Annotated in this window: 16 protein-coding genes; 9 read left to right on the forward strand and 7 right to left on the reverse strand. The window is 47.7% G+C overall.

Annotation, left to right across the window (positions count from 1 at the left end; all coding sequences use genetic code 11):
- The first annotated feature begins 48 nt into the window (after nt 1-48).
- Complete coding sequence (locus M3629_RS22940; protein ID WP_423246149.1) at nt 49-888, forward strand: methyl-accepting chemotaxis protein; 840 nt, start codon at nt 49-51, stop codon at nt 886-888.
- A 218-nt stretch (nt 889-1,106) separates the two neighbouring features.
- Here the strand turns inward: M3629_RS22940 and M3629_RS22945 are convergent, their stop codons facing one another.
- Nucleotides 1,107-2,537, reverse strand: a complete 1,431-nt coding sequence (locus M3629_RS22945) for an alanine/glycine:cation symporter family protein (RefSeq protein ID WP_251510640.1) — start codon at nt 2,535-2,537, stop codon at nt 1,107-1,109.
- Between the two features lie 425 nt (nt 2,538-2,962).
- Here M3629_RS22945 and M3629_RS22950 point away from each other — a divergent pair, with 425 nt between their 5' ends.
- Nucleotides 2,963-3,892: a response regulator gene (locus tag M3629_RS22950; protein WP_251510642.1), complete on the forward strand. Its 930-nt coding sequence runs from the start codon at nt 2,963-2,965 to the stop codon at nt 3,890-3,892.
- Between the two features lie 185 nt (nt 3,893-4,077).
- On the opposite strand, the gene M3629_RS22955 is transcribed toward M3629_RS22950, so the two are convergent.
- From M3629_RS22955 to M3629_RS28495, 3 genes are all read right to left on the reverse strand, one after another.
- Nucleotides 4,078-4,254: an aspartyl-phosphate phosphatase Spo0E family protein gene (locus M3629_RS22955; protein WP_090921523.1), complete on the reverse strand. Its 177-nt coding sequence runs from the start codon at nt 4,252-4,254 to the stop codon at nt 4,078-4,080.
- A gap of 424 nt (nt 4,255-4,678) precedes the next feature.
- Nucleotides 4,679-9,883, reverse strand: coding sequence for a fibronectin type III domain-containing protein (locus M3629_RS28490; RefSeq protein ID WP_285888974.1), 5,205 nt, complete (start codon nt 9,881-9,883; stop codon nt 4,679-4,681).
- Nucleotides 9,884-10,009: a hypothetical protein gene (locus M3629_RS28495; RefSeq protein WP_285888975.1), complete on the reverse strand. Its 126-nt coding sequence runs from the start codon at nt 10,007-10,009 to the stop codon at nt 9,884-9,886. It abuts the gene before it with no gap.
- 350 nt (nt 10,010-10,359) lie between these two features.
- On the opposite strand from M3629_RS28495, the gene M3629_RS22970 reads away from it, so the two are divergent.
- Both M3629_RS22970 and M3629_RS22975 read left to right on the forward strand, forming a co-directional pair.
- Nucleotides 10,360-10,983 carry an acetate uptake transporter gene (locus M3629_RS22970; RefSeq protein WP_251510643.1) on the forward strand — a complete coding sequence of 208 codons (624 nt, stop codon included), beginning with the start codon at nt 10,360-10,362 and terminating at the stop codon, nt 10,981-10,983.
- Nucleotides 10,984-11,187: 204 nt separating this feature from the next.
- Complete coding sequence (locus M3629_RS22975) at nt 11,188-11,736, forward strand: acyl-CoA thioesterase (protein ID WP_251510644.1); 549 nt, start codon at nt 11,188-11,190, stop codon at nt 11,734-11,736.
- A 12-nt stretch (nt 11,737-11,748) separates the two neighbouring features.
- On the opposite strand, the gene M3629_RS22980 is transcribed toward M3629_RS22975, so the two are convergent.
- Together M3629_RS22980 and M3629_RS22985 are read right to left on the reverse strand one after the other, a co-directional pair.
- Nucleotides 11,749-12,825, reverse strand: a complete 1,077-nt coding sequence (locus M3629_RS22980) for an anthranilate phosphoribosyltransferase (RefSeq protein WP_251510645.1) — start codon at nt 12,823-12,825, stop codon at nt 11,749-11,751.
- A gap of 18 nt (nt 12,826-12,843) precedes the next feature.
- Entirely contained in the window at nt 12,844-13,437 is a 594-nt protein-coding gene (locus M3629_RS22985) for an ANTAR domain-containing response regulator (protein ID WP_154890004.1), read from the reverse strand.
- A 647-nt stretch (nt 13,438-14,084) separates the two neighbouring features.
- Between M3629_RS22985 and nirB the strand changes: the two genes are divergently transcribed.
- Genes nirB through cobA form a run of 4 tightly spaced genes read left to right on the forward strand, consistent with a single transcriptional unit; the run spans nt 14,085 to nt 18,558 of the window.
- On the forward strand, nt 14,085-16,526 hold the full coding sequence (nirB, locus tag M3629_RS22990; RefSeq protein WP_090921513.1) for a nitrite reductase large subunit NirB: 2,442 nt from the start codon (nt 14,085-14,087) through the stop codon (nt 16,524-16,526).
- A 16-nt stretch (nt 16,527-16,542) separates the two neighbouring features.
- Nucleotides 16,543-16,860 carry a nitrite reductase small subunit NirD gene (gene nirD, locus M3629_RS22995; protein WP_251510646.1) on the forward strand — a complete coding sequence of 106 codons (318 nt, stop codon included), beginning with the start codon at nt 16,543-16,545 and terminating at the stop codon, nt 16,858-16,860.
- 49 nt (nt 16,861-16,909) lie between these two features.
- On the forward strand, nt 16,910-17,791 hold the full coding sequence (locus tag M3629_RS23000) for a formate/nitrite transporter family protein (RefSeq protein ID WP_251510652.1): 882 nt from the start codon (nt 16,910-16,912) through the stop codon (nt 17,789-17,791).
- On the forward strand, nt 17,788-18,558 hold the full coding sequence (gene cobA, locus M3629_RS23005; RefSeq protein WP_251510653.1) for a uroporphyrinogen-III C-methyltransferase: 771 nt from the start codon (nt 17,788-17,790) through the stop codon (nt 18,556-18,558). The genes M3629_RS23000 and cobA overlap by 4 nt, the downstream gene beginning before the upstream one ends.
- A gap of 70 nt (nt 18,559-18,628) precedes the next feature.
- On the opposite strand, the gene M3629_RS23010 is transcribed toward cobA, so the two are convergent.
- On the reverse strand, nt 18,629-19,264 hold the full coding sequence (locus tag M3629_RS23010) for a TetR/AcrR family transcriptional regulator (protein WP_167375745.1): 636 nt from the start codon (nt 19,262-19,264) through the stop codon (nt 18,629-18,631).
- 222 nt (nt 19,265-19,486) lie between these two features.
- Between M3629_RS23010 and M3629_RS23015 the strand changes: the two genes are divergently transcribed.
- The gene (locus M3629_RS23015; RefSeq protein WP_251510654.1) at nt 19,487-20,254 is read left to right on the forward strand and encodes an SDR family NAD(P)-dependent oxidoreductase; all 768 of its coding nucleotides are present in this window, start codon (nt 19,487-19,489) and stop codon (nt 20,252-20,254) included.
- The last annotated feature ends 465 nt before the right edge of the window (nt 20,255-20,719 follow it).

Here is a 20,719-nt window from a genome sequence, read left to right on the forward strand (position 1 = left end):
TCACTTTACATTTAAATATTGAGAGGATGATTGAGTTCCATGAGTAACATAAACATTGTTGACGCACTGTTAAAATCCTTGCCTTACATTAGCCTGATCCTGCGGGAGCCAGCAAGCTTGACCGTGTATGACCACGAGAAAGTATTAGATGTGATTATGACAGAGAAGTTCAATCTTGGATTTGAAAAAGGCATGAAACTTATCGATTCCTATCAAAACTTCGCTGTTCTGAAAAATGGTCGGGAAGCCACACTCTCTACATTGCCCAAAGAAGTGTTTGGAGTAGAACTGGATACGCTGAACGTTCCCATCTTTGATGATAATAACAACGTTGTGGCTGTATTCTGTGTATCCTATGACCAATCCAATCAGAACCAACTGGAGGACATCATCCAGGAGAATCAAGACATCAATGCAAACCTGGTTGACATGGTGCAGCATGTCGCAGCTCATGCCGAAGAATTGCAGGCTACCAGTGAGCAGATTTTGGAGAACACACGACTGGCTGTCCAGAACTCGTCCCAGATTAACAAGGTTGCTGGTTTCATTCGTGAAATTTCCGAACAAACGAACTTGCTCGGCCTGAATGCAGCAATTGAAGCTGCCCGTGTAGGTGAAGCTGGTGCAGGATTTGGTGTCGTGGCATCCGAAGTACGTAAACTCTCCGTTGATGCGAAACAAGCAACGACCGATATTGATGCCAGCTTGAAAGACGTACAGCAAGTGATTCAGCAGATGGAGGTTGAAGTATCTCAGATTGCCGCTTCTTCGCAAGAACAGGCCAATCTGGTTGCATCCTTCACCGATGTCATCGAGAAGCTCAATGATACAGGTGCACGCATGAAAGCTCTATCCGAACAACTGATCAGCTATTCCGTCCAAAAGTAACATAAGAAACAAGAGCAAATCATACACGAACGATCCGCATAAAAACCTTACTGATAGATTGAGGTATGTAATAAACAGGACTTGGAATGCCATCATGGTAGTCCAAGTCCTGTTTTATAGTGCGTTATAACAAGCTTTATTCGTTTGTTGACACTTTGGACGCGCCAGGAATGACATCCATAAGAATAAACCATAATGTTATGTTATGTTATGTTATCTTATTGCATTCTGCCTTTTGCGCCTGTTACTTCTTCTTCCGACTCCCAACATTCAACCTCGCCCGGAATATGAATCAGATTACGAGTGAATACAGGATCACGTCCCTCTGCTTTCTGCCGCTTGTAATCCTTCAAGGCTTCGAAGGTGACTTTGGACAACATCAAGATGGCAATCAAGTTCACGACAACCATCAGACCCATGAACAGGTCAGCCAAATCCCACACTAGTTGCACCTTCGCTACCGCCCCGAAAAGCACCATGCCAATCACAGCAACACGGTAAACCCAGAGCCATATTTTGTTAGACTTGATGAATTCAATGTTCGTTTCACCGTAATAATAATTACCAATCAACGTGCTGAAGGCAAACAAGAATACCATCACCGCCAGGAAGCCTGAAGCCCACGAACCGATGTGTACACTGAACGCAGCTTGAGTAAGTTCAATTCCACCCAGATTCGAGCCTTGATATACTCCCGATAACAAAATTACCATAGCTGTACTTGTACAGATGATCAGTGTATCTGTCAGTACGCCCAATGCCTGAATCAGACCTTGTTTGACCGGATGAGATGTATCTGCTGTCGCAGCAGCATTGGGTGCACTACCCATTCCGGCTTCATTCGAGAATAGTCCCCGCTTCACGCCATTCATCAGCGCAGCGCCAAGCGTACCGCCAGCCATCTGTTCGAAGCCAAAAGCATTTTTCACAATCAATGCAATGATTCCCGGAAGTTCTGTAATATTTAACAGCATGATAAAGGCAGCTACTCCAATGTAAATCACAGCAAGCACAACAACAATATACTCGGATGCTTTCGCAATCCGTCTGACCCCGCCCATTATAATACCGGCAAAAACAACTGCCATAATAATGCCAACCGTTAAGCGATCCGTGCCAAAGGAGTTTTGAAATGCCACTGTAATGGTGTTGGACTGTACAGCGTTAAAGACAAGACCGAACGAAAGGATAATCAGAATGGCAAACAGCACCCCCATCCACCTTTTCCGAAGTCCTCGCTCCATATAATAAGCAGGCCCCCCACGGAATCCACCCTTGTCCTTGATTTTGTAGATCTGAGCCAGTGTGCTCTCCACAAAGCTTGAAGCTGATCCAATCATGGCAATAATCCACATCCAAAATACAGCTCCGGGCCCTCCCAGAGCTATTGCCAGTGCAATCCCGGTAATGTTTCCCGTACCCACGCGTGCGGCCATACTGATACAGAAGGCCTGAAATGGTGAAACTTTACCCGGTTCCTTGCTCTTTGGCTCTCTGAGCACCTTGACCATATCAACGATCATACGGAATTGCATGAATTTCGTTTTTGTCGTGAAATAGACTCCGCAGACGACCAGCAGAATGATTAACAGTTTAGACCAGAGAAAATCATTGAAAAGAACGACAACATCTTGTATTGTTTGCTCCATCGATACGCCCCTTATTATGATGTATTATTAAAAAAGACTACTGCATTCGTTTCTTATCCCAGCCCTGTGTCTGACCGAGTGCCGTGCTTGAAACAACTGAAAATTTGCAACATTTTACACAACGACAGGTTCAGACTGATGCATGTTACTTATACTACAAGTGCATCTACCGAAATAGACAAATACCTACATGATTTCTGGACATTTTTTTTGAAAATGCACCTCTCTCATCCAGTCATTGTCATCTAACCTTACATGTGAGCTTCTATGCAGATTTGCGTTTGGGAAGTATGATAGGAGAGGTGTCTCAGGATACGGAGATTAGCATGATGTAAATAAAACAGGATTTTATGGCGAGACAAACGGCCGTTTAAATAAAGCTTTTTTAGGGAAATACCGTGATAATTGGAAAGGACGTGAACAATTTGCGTTATTTTATCGTGGATGATGATCCAAGCGTGCGTTCCATGCTAATGGACATTATTGAAGATGAAGGATTGGGTGACATTGCCGGGGAAGCCGAGGATGGAGCCCATATTCATGCCGAATTGCTGGAACTACATAAGGTAGATGTCCTGCTGATCGATCTGCTGATGCCGCATCAAGACGGGATACAGACCGTACGTGCACTTGAAGGAAAGTTCAAAGGCAAGATCGTGATGATCTCCCAGATTGAGTCCAAAAATATGATTGGAGAAGCCTATTCCTTAGGCATTGAGTATTATATTACGAAACCGATTAACCGGCTGGAGATTCTATCCGTGCTTCGCCTTGTGGAAGAGAGATTGCGGATGCAGCAGTCTATAGCGGATATTCAGCGTACACTGCAAGGACTGACGGGTCTACAGACAGGTGAGCGCAAGCAGGTGCAAGCTCCGGACAAAACCATTACTACCACAGGTCATTTTCTGTTGTCCGAGATGGGCATGATCGGGGAGGCTGGCAGCCGAGATCTACTGGACATGCTGGAATATCTCGAACAACTGGAGACGGAGGAACATAAGCTATCACCTTACACCTTCCCTTCGCTCAAAGACATCTTCCAGCAAGTAGCTCAGCGTAAATTAGGAGAGATTGCATCGGCTGCAGACATTACCAAAGAGGTGAAAGCATCGGAACAGCGGGTGCGCAGAGCCATTTTTCAGACACTAAGTCATGTGGTGTCTCTTGGATTGACAGACTATACCCATCCAAAATTCGAGAACTACGCCTCCAAATTTTTTGATTTTACCGAGATTCGCAAAAAAATGCTCGAACTGCAAAACAACGTGGAGCCCTCGCTGTCCCAAACCCGCATCAATACGAAAAAATTCGTGCAGGTGTTGTACCTGGAAGCCAAGCGCATGCTTCATTAAACCAAAAAGGGCATGAACGATCCACCTCCAAAGCTCCCTCACGGTAATGTGAGGTTAGCCCTGACGGCGATCTTCATGCCCTTCCTTGATTGGGGTTGATGTGTTACTCTGTTCGCCCAAACCATACAAGTTCATATCATGATACATTGTTGCAATATATAGTTGCATTCCCGTTCTGTTAACTTTCACGTGCGTGTCTGATTCCGGGATACTCGATTATACTCATTAATCAATTCATCTAGTGCCATCGACTGCCGAATGACTTCAGGATGTCCAAGCCTTCCCTTATTATGCTCCACCAGTTTATGAAGGTTATGCCTGGCTTTTTCTATTTTGTTTTTCAAATCCAAACTCATAACCATGGCCCCTGATACCTCCTTCATTTGTGTTCCATTGTAGTGTTTCCTGTCAATCTATAGTTGGATTAACATATGGCATAGGAGACATGGATGTTTTGTATGCTTCTCCAAAATTTGAAAGGGCTAATTTCATTCTAATAGAGATTGGTGAAAAATACCAGATGTAACGCCATGTTGTCACATTCTTCCCACTCTATACGCAGCCTTTGTTTATACTCTTCAAGCCCGAAAAGGCTTTGTGTCATAATTGTGTATTTTATAAAAATAAACCAAAATGCACCCCTCCAATCTCGAACCCCATGGTTGGTGTCCTTCTGAGAATGGAGAGATGCTCTCGGTTATCTCTTATTCATGTCGGATGAAGCTGTCCTGTCTGTTAAGCTGACGTATATTTATACATTGGATATCTGTTATTAAATTTGGAATATTAGTTCGTAACTTTCACTTGTATTGTTTCACTTGTTGTCTTCCCATGATCATTGACCCATTCCACTACATATTCATAATCACCGACGGTACGATCTTTGATCTCAACCTTGGCTGTCTGCGCATGAGGAGAAGATGCCGTCAACGGCTGGCTGTCAATCTCCGTACCATTCTCATACAATCGGTATGATGTGGCATTCGTGCCCCACCACATATTCATTGTGATTGTATAGTTTCCATCTCCATCCCAATTGTCGTGAGACAGCTCTGGCTGAGATGGTTCAGCATTGCGAACGGTTATCGTGAGCGGTTGACATTCCGTTTTACCTTTAGCGTTCGTTAGCTCACACGTATATATATAGGTACCATTGGCCCGACCTTGAATGGAAGTGGATGCCTTCTGCGCTGCAGGGGTAGATGCAGATAACTTCTGACGATCTAGCAGTTCTCCGTTCTCATACAGCTTATACTCCGTACCATTGTTCCCCCACCACATGTTCATCGTCACCGTGTAGGTTCCATCACTAAGCCCGTTTCCGTGACCGTTATTGTCAGATAGAACAGGCACTCCAGGTGCACCAGTAACCTGATCCCCAGCCACCACCGTTATTTCAACGGTTGCCTCAGCAATCAGTCCCGCACCATTCTCCGCACGAGCTGTAAAGATATGCTTACCAACAAGCCCAGCCAGCACAATGTCATCCCCTGACTGCACAGTCTCGCCATCCCAAGTCAGCTCCAGATGTGTAATACCCGATTCAGGGTCTTCAGCCTTCACCTTCACTTGAAGCACATCATCCTCGCTCATCTGCTCCGCTGGCATGCCTGTAATGACTGGAGGTGTGGTGTCTTCCGGCTCTTGCGGGCCACCCACATAGCGAATATTCGGAGCCTTCGGCTGTTCCATGCCTGCGCCGAGATAAAAGCTTGTGTGTGGAGGCTGGTTATAAGCAACATTTTGCCATGCTACGCCAAGACGATAGACTGGATCATGCATCAACGTACGAAGACGAACATCGGTCTCATCGGTTGTGGTATAGATCCGCAGCTCGGAGCTGTCTTGACTGCGCCAAATCACTTCCTCACGCCAGTCGCCAAATAAATCAGCTTGTAAGCTTGGATTGGCTTTGGTTCCATTGTTGGAAGCAGCTCCTGTTGCTGTCAGCAGGTTAACCGTAGTCTGATTCTCGTAGTCCCACTTGTCGATTCGAATACCATCCTGCAGTTCACGCAACAGATCGCCGTCCCACCAAATTCCAAAGTTTGTGGAGGAAGGAATCTTCGTTGTGATCAATTCTCCCTTGGCACTGTACAATCCCGTAATGGGAATATGCTGTTCATTCGTAATCGTAGCAGCCCATACCTCGGCTCCCGGATAGTTTGGATCGATATCAGCTGCCATGCCGCGTCCCGTGTCCATACCCGTGAACACACCCCACAATACCTCACCTGTGGCTGCATCTCTCATCTCCATGCCATATTTCGAGCTTCGATCTTCATGCACCCCGAATACCTCCATCCCCGGACGGGTTGGATCAAGGTCACTCAGATGCATCGCATCTCCATGTCCCAGTCTTGTGTTGTAAAGTGGCTTACCGTCGTCATCAATGGCCATTGCTCCGAATGTAATTTCATCTTTGCCATCACCGTCCACATCACCTACGGATAGGTTGTGATTCCCCTGACCTGCATAGGAACCGTAACCCTCATCGTTCGAGTCAAAACGCCACACCTGACTGAGCTTACCATCCTGAAAATTGTAAGAGGCAAGTACTGTACGCGTGTAATACCCGCGGCTAAACATCGCACTCGGATGCTCTCCGTCCAGATAGGCAACAGCCGCAAGGAAGCGGTCTACACGGTTTCCGTATCCATCCCCCCATGCAGCAACGTCTCCGCGTGGCGGATCATACTTCACTGTATCCAGTGCCTCCCCGGTCTCTCCATCAAATACGGTTAGAAACTCATCACCCAGAAGTACATAACCGGAGCTGTTACGATGATCTGCATTCGCATCCCCGATGACTTTCCCTTGTCCGTCAACGGTTCCGTCTGCGGTCTTCATCATCAGTTCAGCCCGGCCATCTCCATCAAAATCATAGACCAGAAACGGTGAGTAATGTGCCCCCGCCCGAATATTCGGCCCCATATTGATCCGCCAGAGACGGGTTCCGTCCAGCTTGTAGGCATCCATATATACAATGCCGGTAATTCCGGCCTGAGAATTATCCTTACCGTTATTCGGCGACCACATGAGCACGATCTCGTACTCGCCATCCCCATCGACATCCCCGACACTGACATCTCCTGCATAGTAGGAATACGGCTGCCCGTCTTTGGTATACGCATCGGCAGGTTTCTGCAGCGGCACAGACAGGTATTGCTCCTGCCATACACCGAACTCTTTCGTCGCCGGCTTCTCCATTCCATTCTCTACCGTCGTAACACGGTATTTAGAACTGTCCGTACCTTCGGCATCCGTATAGTTCGTGCTTCCTGTCAGAGGCTCTGCGTTCAGCTTCACACCATCACGATACAGATTGAAAGCAATCGAATCCGTATCCAGCCCCAGCATGCGCCAGCCAATGTAGTTGCCTTGCCCCGTTTTCACCGCAACCGGTGCACGGTCCAAATACTCCATTGCCCGGTTCAGCGTTGTAGCTACCGGAGTTTCAAGCACGCTGGACAGCTCGGATACGCCGCCTGCATTCACCGAGGCCACTTTATAGTAATAAGGAACCGTACTGAGAATGGTGGAATCCTTATATGAAGTCTCCTTGGTTCGGTCAATCATCTCATAAGGCCCATTCTGGCTTTTGGAACGGTAAATTTGGTAGAATCGTGCACCAGCAGCTTCATTCCATGTGAAAGAAACATCGTTTTTCCGGATCTCTTGTAACGCCAGCCCGGTAGGTGCTTCTGCCTTCGTTATACTTGGATCAATCGTAGATACATTCAGCGCATTGGACGCGAGCGATTCCGTTCCCGTCTGATCCACCGCTGTTACCGTGTATACATAATCCATGCCAAGTTCGATCTGATTATCCGTATAGGCTGGCTCATCAACTGTGGCGAGCAATTCTGGTTTAGTTGCTCCCGCAGATTGCCGATAGACCTTGTACTGTACATCTCCAGCAGCCGCCTCCCACGACAACACTGCACGGATCGGATCGCTGTTCAGATCGAGTTCATCCAGTTGAAGCCCGGATGGAGACATAAAGGTTGGTGTGATCTCCAATCCATTGAGATGTGCGGTCTGTCCACTGAACACCAGATTCATCTGGCCGTCCTGCACTTGAACATCGTTGATAACCTTCTCAGCGATATTTTGGGCACCCGAGGATACGGTCCCGTAGTCCTTGCCCTCGATATTGATATTCGTTCGTGCGGAGCCAATCCAGTCTCCAATGTAAGCCTTAACCGAATAACTGCCGTTAGGTAAATCCACCTTGAATTCATAATTGCCGCCAAAATAAATGACAAAATCGCGGCGCAGTGCATCCGTGGCATTGCCACGATCCCGATCCGCCATATTCGCCGAAGAGGTCAGGCCATAGCCGCGCTGCGGCGTGTATAAGGTATTCCGAGTCACTTCGTTATACCCTTCCGCGACTGGAGCGCCAACGGGGCCAAAATCGTATCGATATGCAGCCGACTTCGTTGTGAAGCTTACCTCGTCCGAAGGCTCGGATTCGCCGCGGCCATTCACGGCGGTCACACGCACCGTATAGGTTTCGCCTTCGGTAAGGCCAGATAAGTTCATGGTTGGAACCGTTGCTGTTCCGGCTAGCGTATACGCAGATGCTGGCTCGGAAGACAGCTTGCGATAGATTTTGTAGATATCTGCTGCATCATCTGCTGTCCATTTCAATACAGCACCGGCATTACTGATGCTGCCAGCTTTCAGACCGCTTGGCTTCACTGGAACCTCGGCAGGCACTTCAGCATCTTTCACGGCATCGGCCAGTGGAATATCAAGTTCACGCACCGCACCCGCAACCATTCTTGCGATCTGAATGGCACCGTACTCCTGAAAATGCGTATTGTCAGCAACTCCGTTAGGGAACGCCTGATAAATACCCGGTGCAACATGCAGGAACACCGACAGTGTAGCCTCAGGCCCAATCGAGTCATAATATTCGATGCTGAGTTTGCTCAGATCAATTAGTAACACATTGTTTTCGGACGCTACTTCTTTGGCTGCCTGAACATATTCAGGGAAGGAAACATTGAATTTACCCGTACTTGCATTGAAGTCCCTGCGCCCCATCGGGGTTACCAGAATCGGCGTTGCCCCCCGTTGCCGCACACCGTCTATGTAAGTTTTTAGATAAATTTTGTAATCGGCCGGGGAAGCATAGCGGTCAGGCACACTGATGGTCGCATCATTATGTCCAAACTGCACAAACAGATAGTCTCCTGGACGGATTACTCTCAGAATTTCATCCAGCCGCCCTTGGAAAATAAACGATTTAGAGCTGCGTCCACCAATGGAATGATTTTTGATCTCCACGGTATCGTTAAAAAAGGAAGGGAACATCTGCCCCCAGCCCGCTTGCGGCTCCCAATACGGATTGTAGGTCTGCATCGTGGAATCTCCAGCCAAATACAGAACAGGTTTGCTTCCCGCATCACGCTCAGCTTGCTTGGTAATAACCAATGCATTCAGATTCGCAGCGGTACCGGAAAATACCAGATTCATCTGACCATCCACCAACGCGATGTCAAAGTTCATCTCCAGATACTCGCCTGCCGCCTTGCTGTTCAGTTGCACCTTGTTCATGCTTTCTACATCGATGGCAATCTCTGTAGCTCCGGCTGAATCCCCGGCAACAAGCGAGACCGTATAGTCACCGTTCGGCAAATCCACATTGAATTGTCCACCTGTAGCAAATGTTGCAAAATCAGACTTGATTGGATCACTCGTTCCACGATCCTGCACCGTCACCTTGGATGCATCCGCAAAACCATATCCCCGTTCCGAGGTATAAACGGCATCCGCTCCCACACCCGTATACCCCTCCGCCACGACTCCTGATCCAAAATCATATCGATAAACGGTTGTTTCCCCAGTATCAACAGCTGAATCCGTTGCTGCCGCACTCACTGTTGTCGTACCATAGAATGCACCCCATCCCAAGCTGGAAATCGTAAATATGAATATCAGCACAATTAAACCGAGTTGCCGCGTCCGTTTTGCAATCATCTACACCCACCCTTTCGTTTCTTCAACATGTTTTTCTGCTGAATTAAATAAAGTAAGCGCTTGCATTTTGTTGATGTACAACCCTCCTACGATTCTTACAACTCTCCCTGTTCCTCTCTGACTCACGTCCACCTCCCCCTTTCCCACCGCAGTTTATGCCACCGCTTCCAGGCTCACATCGAACTGCAGATTTGATTCCCCCTCGATACTAACGTTAATGTCCTGGAAATAACATGTAATTATCCGTCTTTTTTCACCACAAACCCGATATATTATCCCCCCATTCAACTGACTGTCACATAAGCAACCGTTTTCCGATGTTTCAGGTAATAATATCCCTTTCCATAACCGGGTCATTCGGTTACAATAGGGCGATATGTGTGTCCGGGTCCGGCGGATGCCAACATGCAGTTTCGAGAATGGCCTACGCAGGCCTATGATTCAGATTTGATATTAATTGGAGGCTTATCAACACCATGCAAACCGATTCACAGACTAAAGTCAAAATCATAAATGCCGATCCCAGCGCGATGGGATTATTTGGGCTTGCGATCGTAACCCTGGTCGCTTCTTCCCAAAAACTCGGCATTACCGACGGCCTTAGCTATGCTATTCCGTGGGCGATCTTCCTGGGTGCTTTCGCCCAGCTATTCGCATGTATTCAGGATTCCAAACGCAATAACACTTTTGGCACCACTGCTTTCGGTGCTTATGCCTTCTTCTGGTTCGCCATGGGGGCCAACTGGATGATTAAAATGGGTGTGTTTGGCTCTACTCTCGCTGAGCAGACTGATGGCAAGCAGCTTGGATTTGCTTTTGCCGGATACCTGATCTTCACCTTGTTCATGACGATTGGCGCTGTTGAAGCCAATAAAGTATTGCTTATCATTTTCATCCTGATCGACTTCTTGTTCCTTGGTCTGACCTTTGACGCTTTCGGCGTAGCACCACATATCTTCCATACGATTGCTGCATACGCTGAGATGGCGATCGGCATTGTGTCCCTGTATGGAACAGGCGCTTCGGTTCTGAATGCTCACTTCGGTTATGCCTTCCTGCCGATCGGCAAACCGTCGGGTATTTTCAGACCTAAGGCTTAATATACAGATTGAAGTTCCACCGCCTGCGTGCCGGTCCGCGCCTGGCGGTTTTTTCGTATTACCTCGTCTCGCACCCCTACAATTGAATATGATCCTGACCGACACCTATACTAAGGGGAAAACCTTTTGAACAAAGAAGAGCCCACAAGAAATGCTGCATTTAGAAATACAATCATAACAGCCATACTGTAAGGAGGAAGAAACATGAGAGAGATACCGAAACCAACGGAGATGGATCAAACGGAGAGAAAGTATGTACGTGAAACGCGCTGCTTCAAAACGGCACGGGTATTCCCGACAGATGTCAACAATCATAACACCTTGTTTGGCGGCAAGTTGATGTCTTACATTGACGATATCGCCTCCATCGCTGCCTCCAAGTTGTGCCGGGTAAATACCGTTACCGCCTCAACCGACTCTGTCGATTTTCTATACCCGATTAATCCTACGGACTCTGTAACACTTGAATCGTTCGCTACGTGGACTGGCCGCAGTTCCATGGAAATATTCGTGAAGGTCATTCGTGAGGATCTGAAGACGGGGGAGAAAAGAATTGCAGCAACGGCTTTCCTCACCTTTGTGGCCCTGGATGAGAATAACCGTAAACTGATCGTGCCGCGAATTATTCCGGAGACCGAAGAAGAGAAGAAGCTGTATGAGACTGCACCTGATCGGGCAGCCATGCGGAAGCAACGGCGGGAAGAGAGCAAAAAGTTCGCTGACTTCCTGACCGTAACATATCCTTGGGAATAAGCACAGAACAGTTTAACCAGATGATGCCGGATAGATCGATACCGTTCTGCTATCCGGCAACTCTCCACCCATAGAAACACACCACTGTTGATAGAGACGGAATGCCGCTCCATTTTCTATAAGCTGCTTACAGGTATATATCCCTTGCTCAATGGAAGGGACGCGCCCTGCAACATATAGACGAAAGCCCGCATTCAACAACACCTGATTCACAAATGTGAGATGACCATCACCACGCAGTACACTCTCCGCCACTTCAACCTGCTTCGCCGCGGTCCAGATCATATCCGGCACGGGCATATCCAAATCGTAGATTGAAGGATCTACGATTTCAAGTTTCGTTTCACCACCCTCCACAGCATACACACGTGTAGGACGATCAATGTACAGATCCTCCGATCCTTCCATACCCTGAACAACATAAGCACGTTGATACTGAAAACGAGTAAGAAGCTTGGCTATTCGATCCAGAAACGTATTATGAAACACTCCAAAAACAAGATAAGGCGAATGAGTATAATCAATCAGCTTCTCGGCTGTATTCAGTACCGTTCGAAAACCTAGTTCTTCCCGTAATGGGCGAAGTCTGCGTAACGGATCACACCAGTCTTCAGCGGAAACATACATGACACCTGTGTGGAGAGCAGCACTCCGGGCATTTTCCCGGTCCATCTTCCGTGTATCAATCCCTGCCTCTCTCAATACAACAGACAGCGTAACTCCCCATTTAGGCGGTAAAGGTTCACTACCGTGTAGCGTAACCGGTAAACCCGCTGCCGCCAGTACAAATGCCACAGGGTATGTCGCCATAAATGACTTGGTTCGTCCGTCGTAAGGACCCGCACAATCCAAGCTATCCTGAAATACGGAGAAACGCTCCGCACTGTTCCGGCACGCATGGACAAAGGCTTCCATTTCCTCGACATTCTCCATTTTCATCCGCTCAGCCATAAGAAATGCAGCCGTCTGGGCAGGAGAAACTTGCTGTTTCAATATATTCTCGGCAACGGTCAGTGCCTCTGCATAATCCAGATCACGCGAACCTCGTTTTCCGCGCCCGACCTCTCTGAGGATCTGAGACATATCCATAGAGCATCCTCCTTCCAATTATGACTGGAGCAGTTGATGTGCTTTCACAATCGCTGTAGCTACATCGACCATCCGTTTGCGTTCATCCATCGCTTTTTTGCGTAACAGATCATAGGCTTCCGATTCGGAGATCTGCTTTAAATCACACAAGATCGCCTTCGCCATATCAATCCATTTCCGATCTTCCAATCTGGACTGCAGTTGCTTTCGCTCTTGCTCCCATTGCTTGCGTTCCATATAACGCCGCGCAGCAAAGTGCAGCGTCCAATGAATCTCCGGCCCAGCCATAGACGGTGTAAGAATGCCATCAAACGAGGTATCAACCTCGCAGTCTTCTACAGAGGAAGATGCTGTATCCGGAGCACACCACCAGAGAAGCGGAGTATCCGACTTCTCCTCACCCAGCCGCTTTACCCAATAAGCCACGTCCGCAAGAGACAAATGCAGGATGGAGGCATCGACTTCACGAGCAAGCTTCATCACCTCATCCTCCCTGTCCGAGACCTTAACATGATAGCCAACTGCTCCCAGCAGCTTCTCCGGTGTTAGAGGGATTGCTTCGGACGAGCCGGCCTGAATGGGATGTACACGGATGACCAATATGGATCGCATGATGGATCAATCCCTCCTTATATTGATATACAGTACCCACGCTCACTTTTAATACATTACCACATGAAAGCGTTATAATGTCATGTTACCTAACAAAAATCAAGGAATAAACATCTATATTTCAAAATTCCAGGTGCTCTGAAGTATTCGTAAGTAGCATCATGAGATGCATTCTGATCCTCGGTCTGATCCTAATGAATTAAAATGGAACAAATAATGGGTTAATCATGAGTACTATGGCACATTTCCTACATTATATGGCGTTTACGAAGTGATACATGGATTTATTTTCTTATTTTTTGTAATTTAAAGCATATTTTACGTAGCCGATTCAGCTTTTCTTTAAACTCATGTAAACATAATTAACTTCAAATTTCAAATACTTTTTTATGTTAACTATATTGACATGAACAAATCATTCTTTTATAGTTAACCCATAAGAACTCCATAACTGAAGGATCACTCACAGTTACAACGACGTAGCTGGTTGAAACGGCAATGAAGCCTGTTTTGCAAATTCGGAGATAAGGGATGCGTATGTATATGCGCAGTCCTCCGAGGCATGACAGGCTTTTTCGATTTTTAGGAACAGACGAAGGTAGCGTAGTAAACAGAATACAGAAATGGATCTGAGGGGGCTAACCACAATGAGTACAACGAAAAAACTGGTGCTGGTCGGCAATGGTATGGCGGGAATTCGTACAATTGAGCATATTCTGAAACTCGCACCACATGCATATGACATTACCGTCTTTGGCGCAGAGCCGCATCCAAACTACAACCGAATCATGCTATCTTCCGTTCTCGCAGGCGGAACATCCATTGAAGATATCGTGATTAATGATTGGAGCTGGTACGAAGATAACGGTGTCCATGTCTATCCGGGTGACCCTGTCGTGCAGATCGATACGGTACGCAAGGAAGTTGTATCTCAGAATGGGGTCCACGCATCCTATGACGAGCTGATTATGGCGACAGGTTCACAGGCTTTCATCCTGCCTCTTCCAGGCGCGAATAAAGAAGGGGTCATCGGCTTCCGTGACATTAAAGACTGTGAAACGATGATGGCGGCTTCCCAAAAGTACCGCAAGGCGGCTGTCATCGGCGGTGGACTACTCGGTCTGGAAGCTGCCCGCGGACTATTGAATCTGGGTATGGACGTAACCGTCATTCATATTAATGGACACTTGATGGATCGAAATCTGGATCTGCCTGCTGGATTAATGCTTCAGCGAGAGCTTGAGGAGCAGGGCATGAAGTTCCTTTTGAACAAACATACCGAAGAGATTACAGGCAAAGGCCGGGTTAAAGCACTTCGCTTCACCGATCAAACGGTGCTTGAGGCAGACCTCGTTGTGATGGCGGTCGGTATTCGCCCGCAGATTGAACTGGCTCGAAACAGCGGTCTGGACGTTAATCGCGGGGTCATCGTCGATGACTATATGCATACCAATATCCCTGGAATCTCTGCTGTCGGAGAATGCGCGGAGCATCGCGGTATTGCCTATGGACTCGTAGCTCCGTTATATGAACAAGGTATGGTTCTTGCCAAACGGCTCGCCGGTGCAGCAACCGAAGGATACGCAGGGTCGGTCACTTCAACCAAGCTGAAGGTCTCGGGAGTCGACGTATTCTCTGCCGGACAATTCAAGGACTCGCCAGACACACGCAGCATTCGCATTCAGGATGATGTAGACGGTGTTTACAAAAAGATGGTGATCAAGGACGGCAAGCTAGTCGGTGCAGTGTTGTTTGGTGATACGACCGATGGCGCATCCCTCTTTTCCTTAATTAAAAGCGGTGAGGACATCAGCGGTCGTGAAAAAGAAATTTTGCTCGGCGTGCCTTCTGGCGGTTCCGGTTCCGGCCCGTCTGTAGCCGAGCGCATGGCTGCCATGCCAGATGATGAGATCATCTGTGGCTGTAACGGTGTAACGAAAGCTGCCATCGGCGATGCTGTTCTCAATAAAGGATGTAACACTGTCGGTGCTATCAAATCCTGCACGAAAGCTTCCGCTTCCTGTGGAGGATGTAAACCAATCGTGGAATCACTGCTCACCTATTATGCAGGGGACAACGTGGGCGAGCAAACCAAAGAAGGTATCTGCGGCTGTACTTCGTATGACCGGGATGAAATTGTGGCACAAATCAAGGAGATGGGCCTGAAAACCGTCAAAGAAGTCATGAACGTGCTTGGCTGGGATGAGCCAGAAGGTTGCTCCAAATGCCGCCCTTCCCTTAACTACTACCTTGGTATGATCTGGCCTACAGAATATGAGGATGAGCGGGTATCCAAATTCACGAACGAACGTTACCATGCCAATATCCAGAAAGACGGCACGTATTCCGTTATTCCGCGAATTTACGGTGGTGTAACGTCCCCTGCAGAACTGATCAAGATCGCAACAGTTGCAGAGAAATACGACGTACCGATGGTCAAATTTACGGGCGGACAACGACTCGATCTACTTGGAGTACAGAAGGAAAACCTGCCGAAGATATGGGAAGAACTCGACATGCCTTCCGGCTTCGGTTACGGCAAAGCTTTACGGACAGTAAAAACATGTGTAGGTAATACGTTCTGCCGCTTCGGTACACAGGATTCCATAGAAATGGGCATTCGTCTGGAGAAGAAACTCGACAAGATGGTCGCTCCAGCCAAAGTAAAATTGGCCGTCTCCGGATGTCCTCGGAACTGTGCCGAAGCCACCATCAAGGATCTCGGTGTCGTAGCCATTGATGGAGCCTGGGAGCTTCATGTCGGCGGCAATGGCGGTGTGAAGGTTCGAGCAGCCGAACTGTTATGTACGGTGAAAACCGATGCTGAAGTCGAAGAGTGGACTTATGCTTACCTGCAATACTATAGAGAGAACGCAAGATGGAATGAGAGAACAGCGGCCTGGATTGAACGGGTAGGTCTGGATCATGTGAAGGAGGCTCTGGCAGATCGAGATGTACGTCTCGCACTGGTTGAACGTCTGGAAGTGACACTGGGTCACACGGTAGATCCTTGGAAAGAGATTATTGAAGATGAGAAACTGCGTAAAAACTTCACCCCACTGTCCGGTGCAGAACCGGTAGCTCACTAGAAGAGGAGGATCAGCGATGAGTAGATTTCGCATTGGGCATCTGGCCGATATTGATGAAAAAGGGGCTCGTACCTTTCTGGTCGAGGATACCGAAATTGCCGTTTTCAAACTGAGCGACGGCAGCCTGCATGCCGTAGAAAACCGCTGCCCTCACAAGGGCGGCAAGCTATCGGAGGGCATGGTCTGCGGCACAGCCGTTCACTGTCCATTACATGACTGGAAGATTGATCTGCGAAGCGGCAAGGTCCATGAACCGGACGATGGTTGCTTGAACACGTACAAAACAGAAGTGGACGGAGATAGCGGGGATATCTATATTACGATTGCAGGTTAACCAAGTGATTGGTGTTACAAGACAATGCTGACAGAAGGAGGGGTGCACGATGGATTTTGTTAAACCTGCAGAAGTATTGCAAGCCATGGTTGACATTGGTGAACATAAAGCCAAAATGAATCGGGTACAGATGTTGATCCGTGGTTTCTTGGCGGGGGCCATCCTTGCCTTTGCCACTACACTGGCGTATACTGCCGTGTCTCAAACTTCGCTTGGTTTGGCGGGTGCACTCATCTTCCCGGCAGGATTCGCCATCATTATTCTGCTCGGTCTTGAACTGGTGACAGGAAACTTCGCCATGATTCCACTCGCAGTGATGAAGCGCAGGGTCAGACTTATCGATATGTTTCGTAACTACTTGTGGGTAATTATCGGTCACCTGATCGGATGTGCATTTTACGCACTATTATACGGCCTGACGATAACCAAAATGGGCACAGATATGAGTAACCCACTCGTTCAAACGCTGATTCAAACCAGCGAAACGAAAACACTGGGGTATCAGCATCTGGGCGGGGCAGGCATCGTGCTTGTCATCATAAAAGCCATTCTATGTAACTGGATGGTTGCGCTCGGAGCCGTGATGGCGATGACCTCTACATCTACACTGGGGAAAATCGTGGCGATGTGGCTGCCCATTACGATCTTTTTTGCCCAAGGCTTTGAACACGCCGTTGTGAACATGTTTGTGATCCCGGCTGGCATGATGCTTGGCGCTCATGTCACGATTACAGACTGGTTGCTGTGGAATCAGATTCCGGTGCTGGCAGGTAACTTTTTGGGCGGCGCTGTATTTACAGGTCTTGGTCTGTATTTTGCGCATCACTGGGGAAGCTCGCTTAAGCTATCATCTCCGCTAGCGACCATTCAAGGTGGCAGATCAGGGCTAACAGCTCCCAATACGACTTCGAAATGGGGGACACGGTCATGAGCAGAGGGTTGGTAAGTATCATCGGTGCTGGTCCTGGTGATCCCGAACTGATTACAGTCAAAGCCCTGAAACGGATTCAGTCTGCTGATGTTATTATGTACGATCGACTTGTCACGGATGAATTACTTGCTGAGGCGCGGGATGGCGCTCTCCGTATTTACTGTGGCAAAGCTCCCGGGCTTCACTCTATGAGCCAGGAGATGATCGGACGTATGCTGGCTTCTCATGCAGCAGAAGGCAAACACGTTGTCAGGCTTAAAGGCGGTGACCCGTTCATCTTCGGCCGTGGAGGTGAAGAAGCGCTGGTGCTGGCGGATTCTGGTATCCCGTACGAGATTATCCCCGGCATCACTTCGGCTGTGGGTACTTCCGCTTCTTCGCTCATTCCACTAACCCATCGCGGGGTCGCTTCTTCTTTTGCCTGCGTAACGGGAACCGGCAGCGACGGAAGTGTATCCTCTGTTCGCTGGGACCTGCTTGCGCATAGCGTAGATACGCTTGTGATTTACATGGGGATAAGCCAGTTATCACAGATACAGCAAGAGTTGCTTCGTCATGGCAAAGCCGGGCATACACCAGCCGCATTAATTGAACGAGGAACAACAAGTGAAGAACGAATTGTCACAGGCACACTTGCCGAACTGCAGACATTAGCTACTATGCATCACATCTGTAATCCAGCTTTAATTATGGTTGGAGAGTCCGTACTCATCCGCGAACAATTGCTCCAGATGCAGCATGCTGCATCTGCTTCAATGACGGGTTAACCTTCAGTTGTACGCAGATCCCGCAGCGGGACGCATTCACATCGTATAATAAGCATGTATTTGCATGTATTTAGTCCGAAAACATACGCTCATTCATCATCCGACCCTTCTGCCCTGGTTCAATCAGCAGACGGGTCGGTTTGATGTTAATTAGAGCTGTCAGCTGTTCCCCCATATAATGTGCGGAATATTTGAATCCCACCTCTGCCCAATGCATAATAACCCCCACGGTTGCGGATACGAGATAACTTAACATGATGTCATAATTGATCACTTGCTCACTATCTTCAGTTACCAAAATGAAGTCCTGAGTAAGGTAATCCCGGAACACATTGTTGATCCTGAGCGCCATATCCCCATGCATTGTCATGAGCGCCTTGAATTGATCCTGATGATTCTCAATATATTCAAACACAGGCATAGTTGACGGTAACAGTCCGGTCATATCTACTTCTGTAAGGTTAGCATACGGTGAGGCGTAAGCCTGTCCTAATCCTTGCAGGAAGTCTTCCAGAAGAAATTGCAGTAGCTCCGGTTTGCCGGGAAAATGCAAATAAAAGGTCCCCCGATTATAGTCGGCTCGTTCCGTAATATCCCGGATGGTCAGGGCGTCAGCCCCCTTTTCCAATATTAAAGAAACCGCCGCAGCGATGATCGCATCCTGCGTTCTTCGTGCTCTCCGATCCTGAGGGTGTTCAATAATCAACACTTCCGCCTCCTTTGTCCATTATTGTAACCTAAATGAACAACGCTTACATCTGTGTTCAGTAGCTGACATTTGCGCTGTCAATGATTATTGTCACATATTTATGTATATCTTAACATTAAGACAGGAACTAAAGACGACAGGTTTTCACCCACTGAATTTATTATTTAATTCCTATGGAGATTACCTGCCCATTATATATTATAAGGAGACGATTCAATCATGAGTACATCCTACACACAAACCGCTGTCATTACAGGAGCTGCCGGAGGAATTGGTAAAGAGCTTGCACGTCGCTTGGCTGAACGTAAAATCAATCTGGTCTTGGTTGATTTGAACGAAGAAGCAATTGCCAAAACGATTGCTGAATTGAATCTCGATCAAAAGCATGTCATTGCGGTCAAAGCCAACGTATCCGATGAAGCAGATGTTAAAAATTATGTACAAAAAGCACTGGATGCATTTGGACGCATCGATTATTTTGCGAATAATGCCGGTATTGAAGGGCCAACGGGTCTAATTGAAGACCTGAGTGTCGAAGCACTTGATACAGTATACAACGTAAATATTCGCGGGGTATTCCTTGGTCTGCAAAACGTCATTCCTGTGATGAAAAAACAAAAATCCGGTGCGATTCTGAATACCTCTTCCCTTGCTGGTCTGATGGGCGCTCCGGCGGTATCTCCATATATTATGTCCAAACATGCCGTTGTTGGTCTCACACGTACCGCTGCTAACGAGCTGGCACCTTTCAACATTCGTGTTAACGCCGTATTGCCAGGTACAATCAACACACGTATGATGCGTCAGATCGAAGCTAACTCCGGCAACGTGGAAGATTACCAATCCGCTACAGTATCTGCTATCCCAATGGGCCGTTACGGTGAACCGGAAGAAGTCGCAGCCGTGATGAACTTCCTGTTGTCCGAAGACGCCTCTTACGTTACCGCATCCCTCTACACTGTAGACGGCGGTATGATGGGTCAGTAATAGGTAATTGTAGTTGTAACACCAACATTATTGGCACACGGACGGGCGTATAGTAGAACCTAAGGGCGTGTACTCTATGCGATTTCCTCAGGCGAGATGCCGTGTAGCGTGTAGCGAAATTTCACTGACATCCGGCCAAGTTGCAAGAGTTTTTTACTTCCACACACATCGCTTATTTGATGCCAAAAGACCTCGACACCACCATTAAGGGAATTCCCTTTATTGTGAAGTTGAGGTCTTTTTATTTTATTCCATAGCTGCGCATTCATCCGGCACTAATCCACTACGCTAACGATCACCACGAACCTTATTTCGGTCATTTCAGCACATTTCTAAATCTAACGATCACCATGGAACTAGAATAAAAAGTGGACACCCATTAACGGACAGAAGGATAATAAGGCTAACGGAGGTGTGTCCACATGGGAGAACAACGGCAACGATACAATGAAGAATTCAAGAAAC

The organism is Paenibacillus polysaccharolyticus (assembly GCF_023714295.1).
GTDB classification, from domain to species: domain Bacteria; phylum Bacillota; class Bacilli; order Paenibacillales; family Paenibacillaceae; genus Paenibacillus; species Paenibacillus polysaccharolyticus_A.

Bases quoted from the DNA above. Each gene is read 5' to 3' on its own strand.
- M3629_RS22980 (WP_251510645.1), bottom strand. From the start codon at position 12,825: ATGGATATGTCTCAGATCCTCAGAGAGGTCGGGCGCGGAAAACGAGGT.
- nirD (WP_251510646.1), top strand. From the start codon at position 16,543: ATGAGTAGATTTCGCATTGGGCATCTGGCCGATATTGATGAAAAAGGG.
- M3629_RS23015 (WP_251510654.1), top strand. From the start codon at position 19,487: ATGAGTACATCCTACACACAAACCGCTGTCATTACAGGAGCTGCCGGA.
- M3629_RS22945 (WP_251510640.1), bottom strand. From the start codon at position 2,537: ATGGAGCAAACAATACAAGATGTTGTCGTTCTTTTCAATGATTTTCTC.
- M3629_RS28490 (WP_285888974.1), bottom strand. From the start codon at position 9,883: ATGATTGCAAAACGGACGCGGCAACTCGGTTTAATTGTGCTGATATTC.
- M3629_RS22955 (WP_090921523.1), bottom strand. From the start codon at position 4,254: ATGGTTATGAGTTTGGATTTGAAAAACAAAATAGAAAAAGCCAGGCAT.
- cobA (WP_251510653.1), top strand. From the start codon at position 17,788: ATGAGCAGAGGGTTGGTAAGTATCATCGGTGCTGGTCCTGGTGATCCC.
- M3629_RS22985 (WP_154890004.1), bottom strand. From the start codon at position 13,437: ATGCGATCCATATTGGTCATCCGTGTACATCCCATTCAGGCCGGCTCG.
- nirB (WP_090921513.1), top strand. From the start codon at position 14,085: ATGAGTACAACGAAAAAACTGGTGCTGGTCGGCAATGGTATGGCGGGA.
- M3629_RS22970 (WP_251510643.1), top strand. From the start codon at position 10,360: ATGCAAACCGATTCACAGACTAAAGTCAAAATCATAAATGCCGATCCC.
- M3629_RS22975 (WP_251510644.1), top strand. From the start codon at position 11,188: ATGAGAGAGATACCGAAACCAACGGAGATGGATCAAACGGAGAGAAAG.
- M3629_RS23000 (WP_251510652.1), top strand. From the start codon at position 16,910: ATGGATTTTGTTAAACCTGCAGAAGTATTGCAAGCCATGGTTGACATT.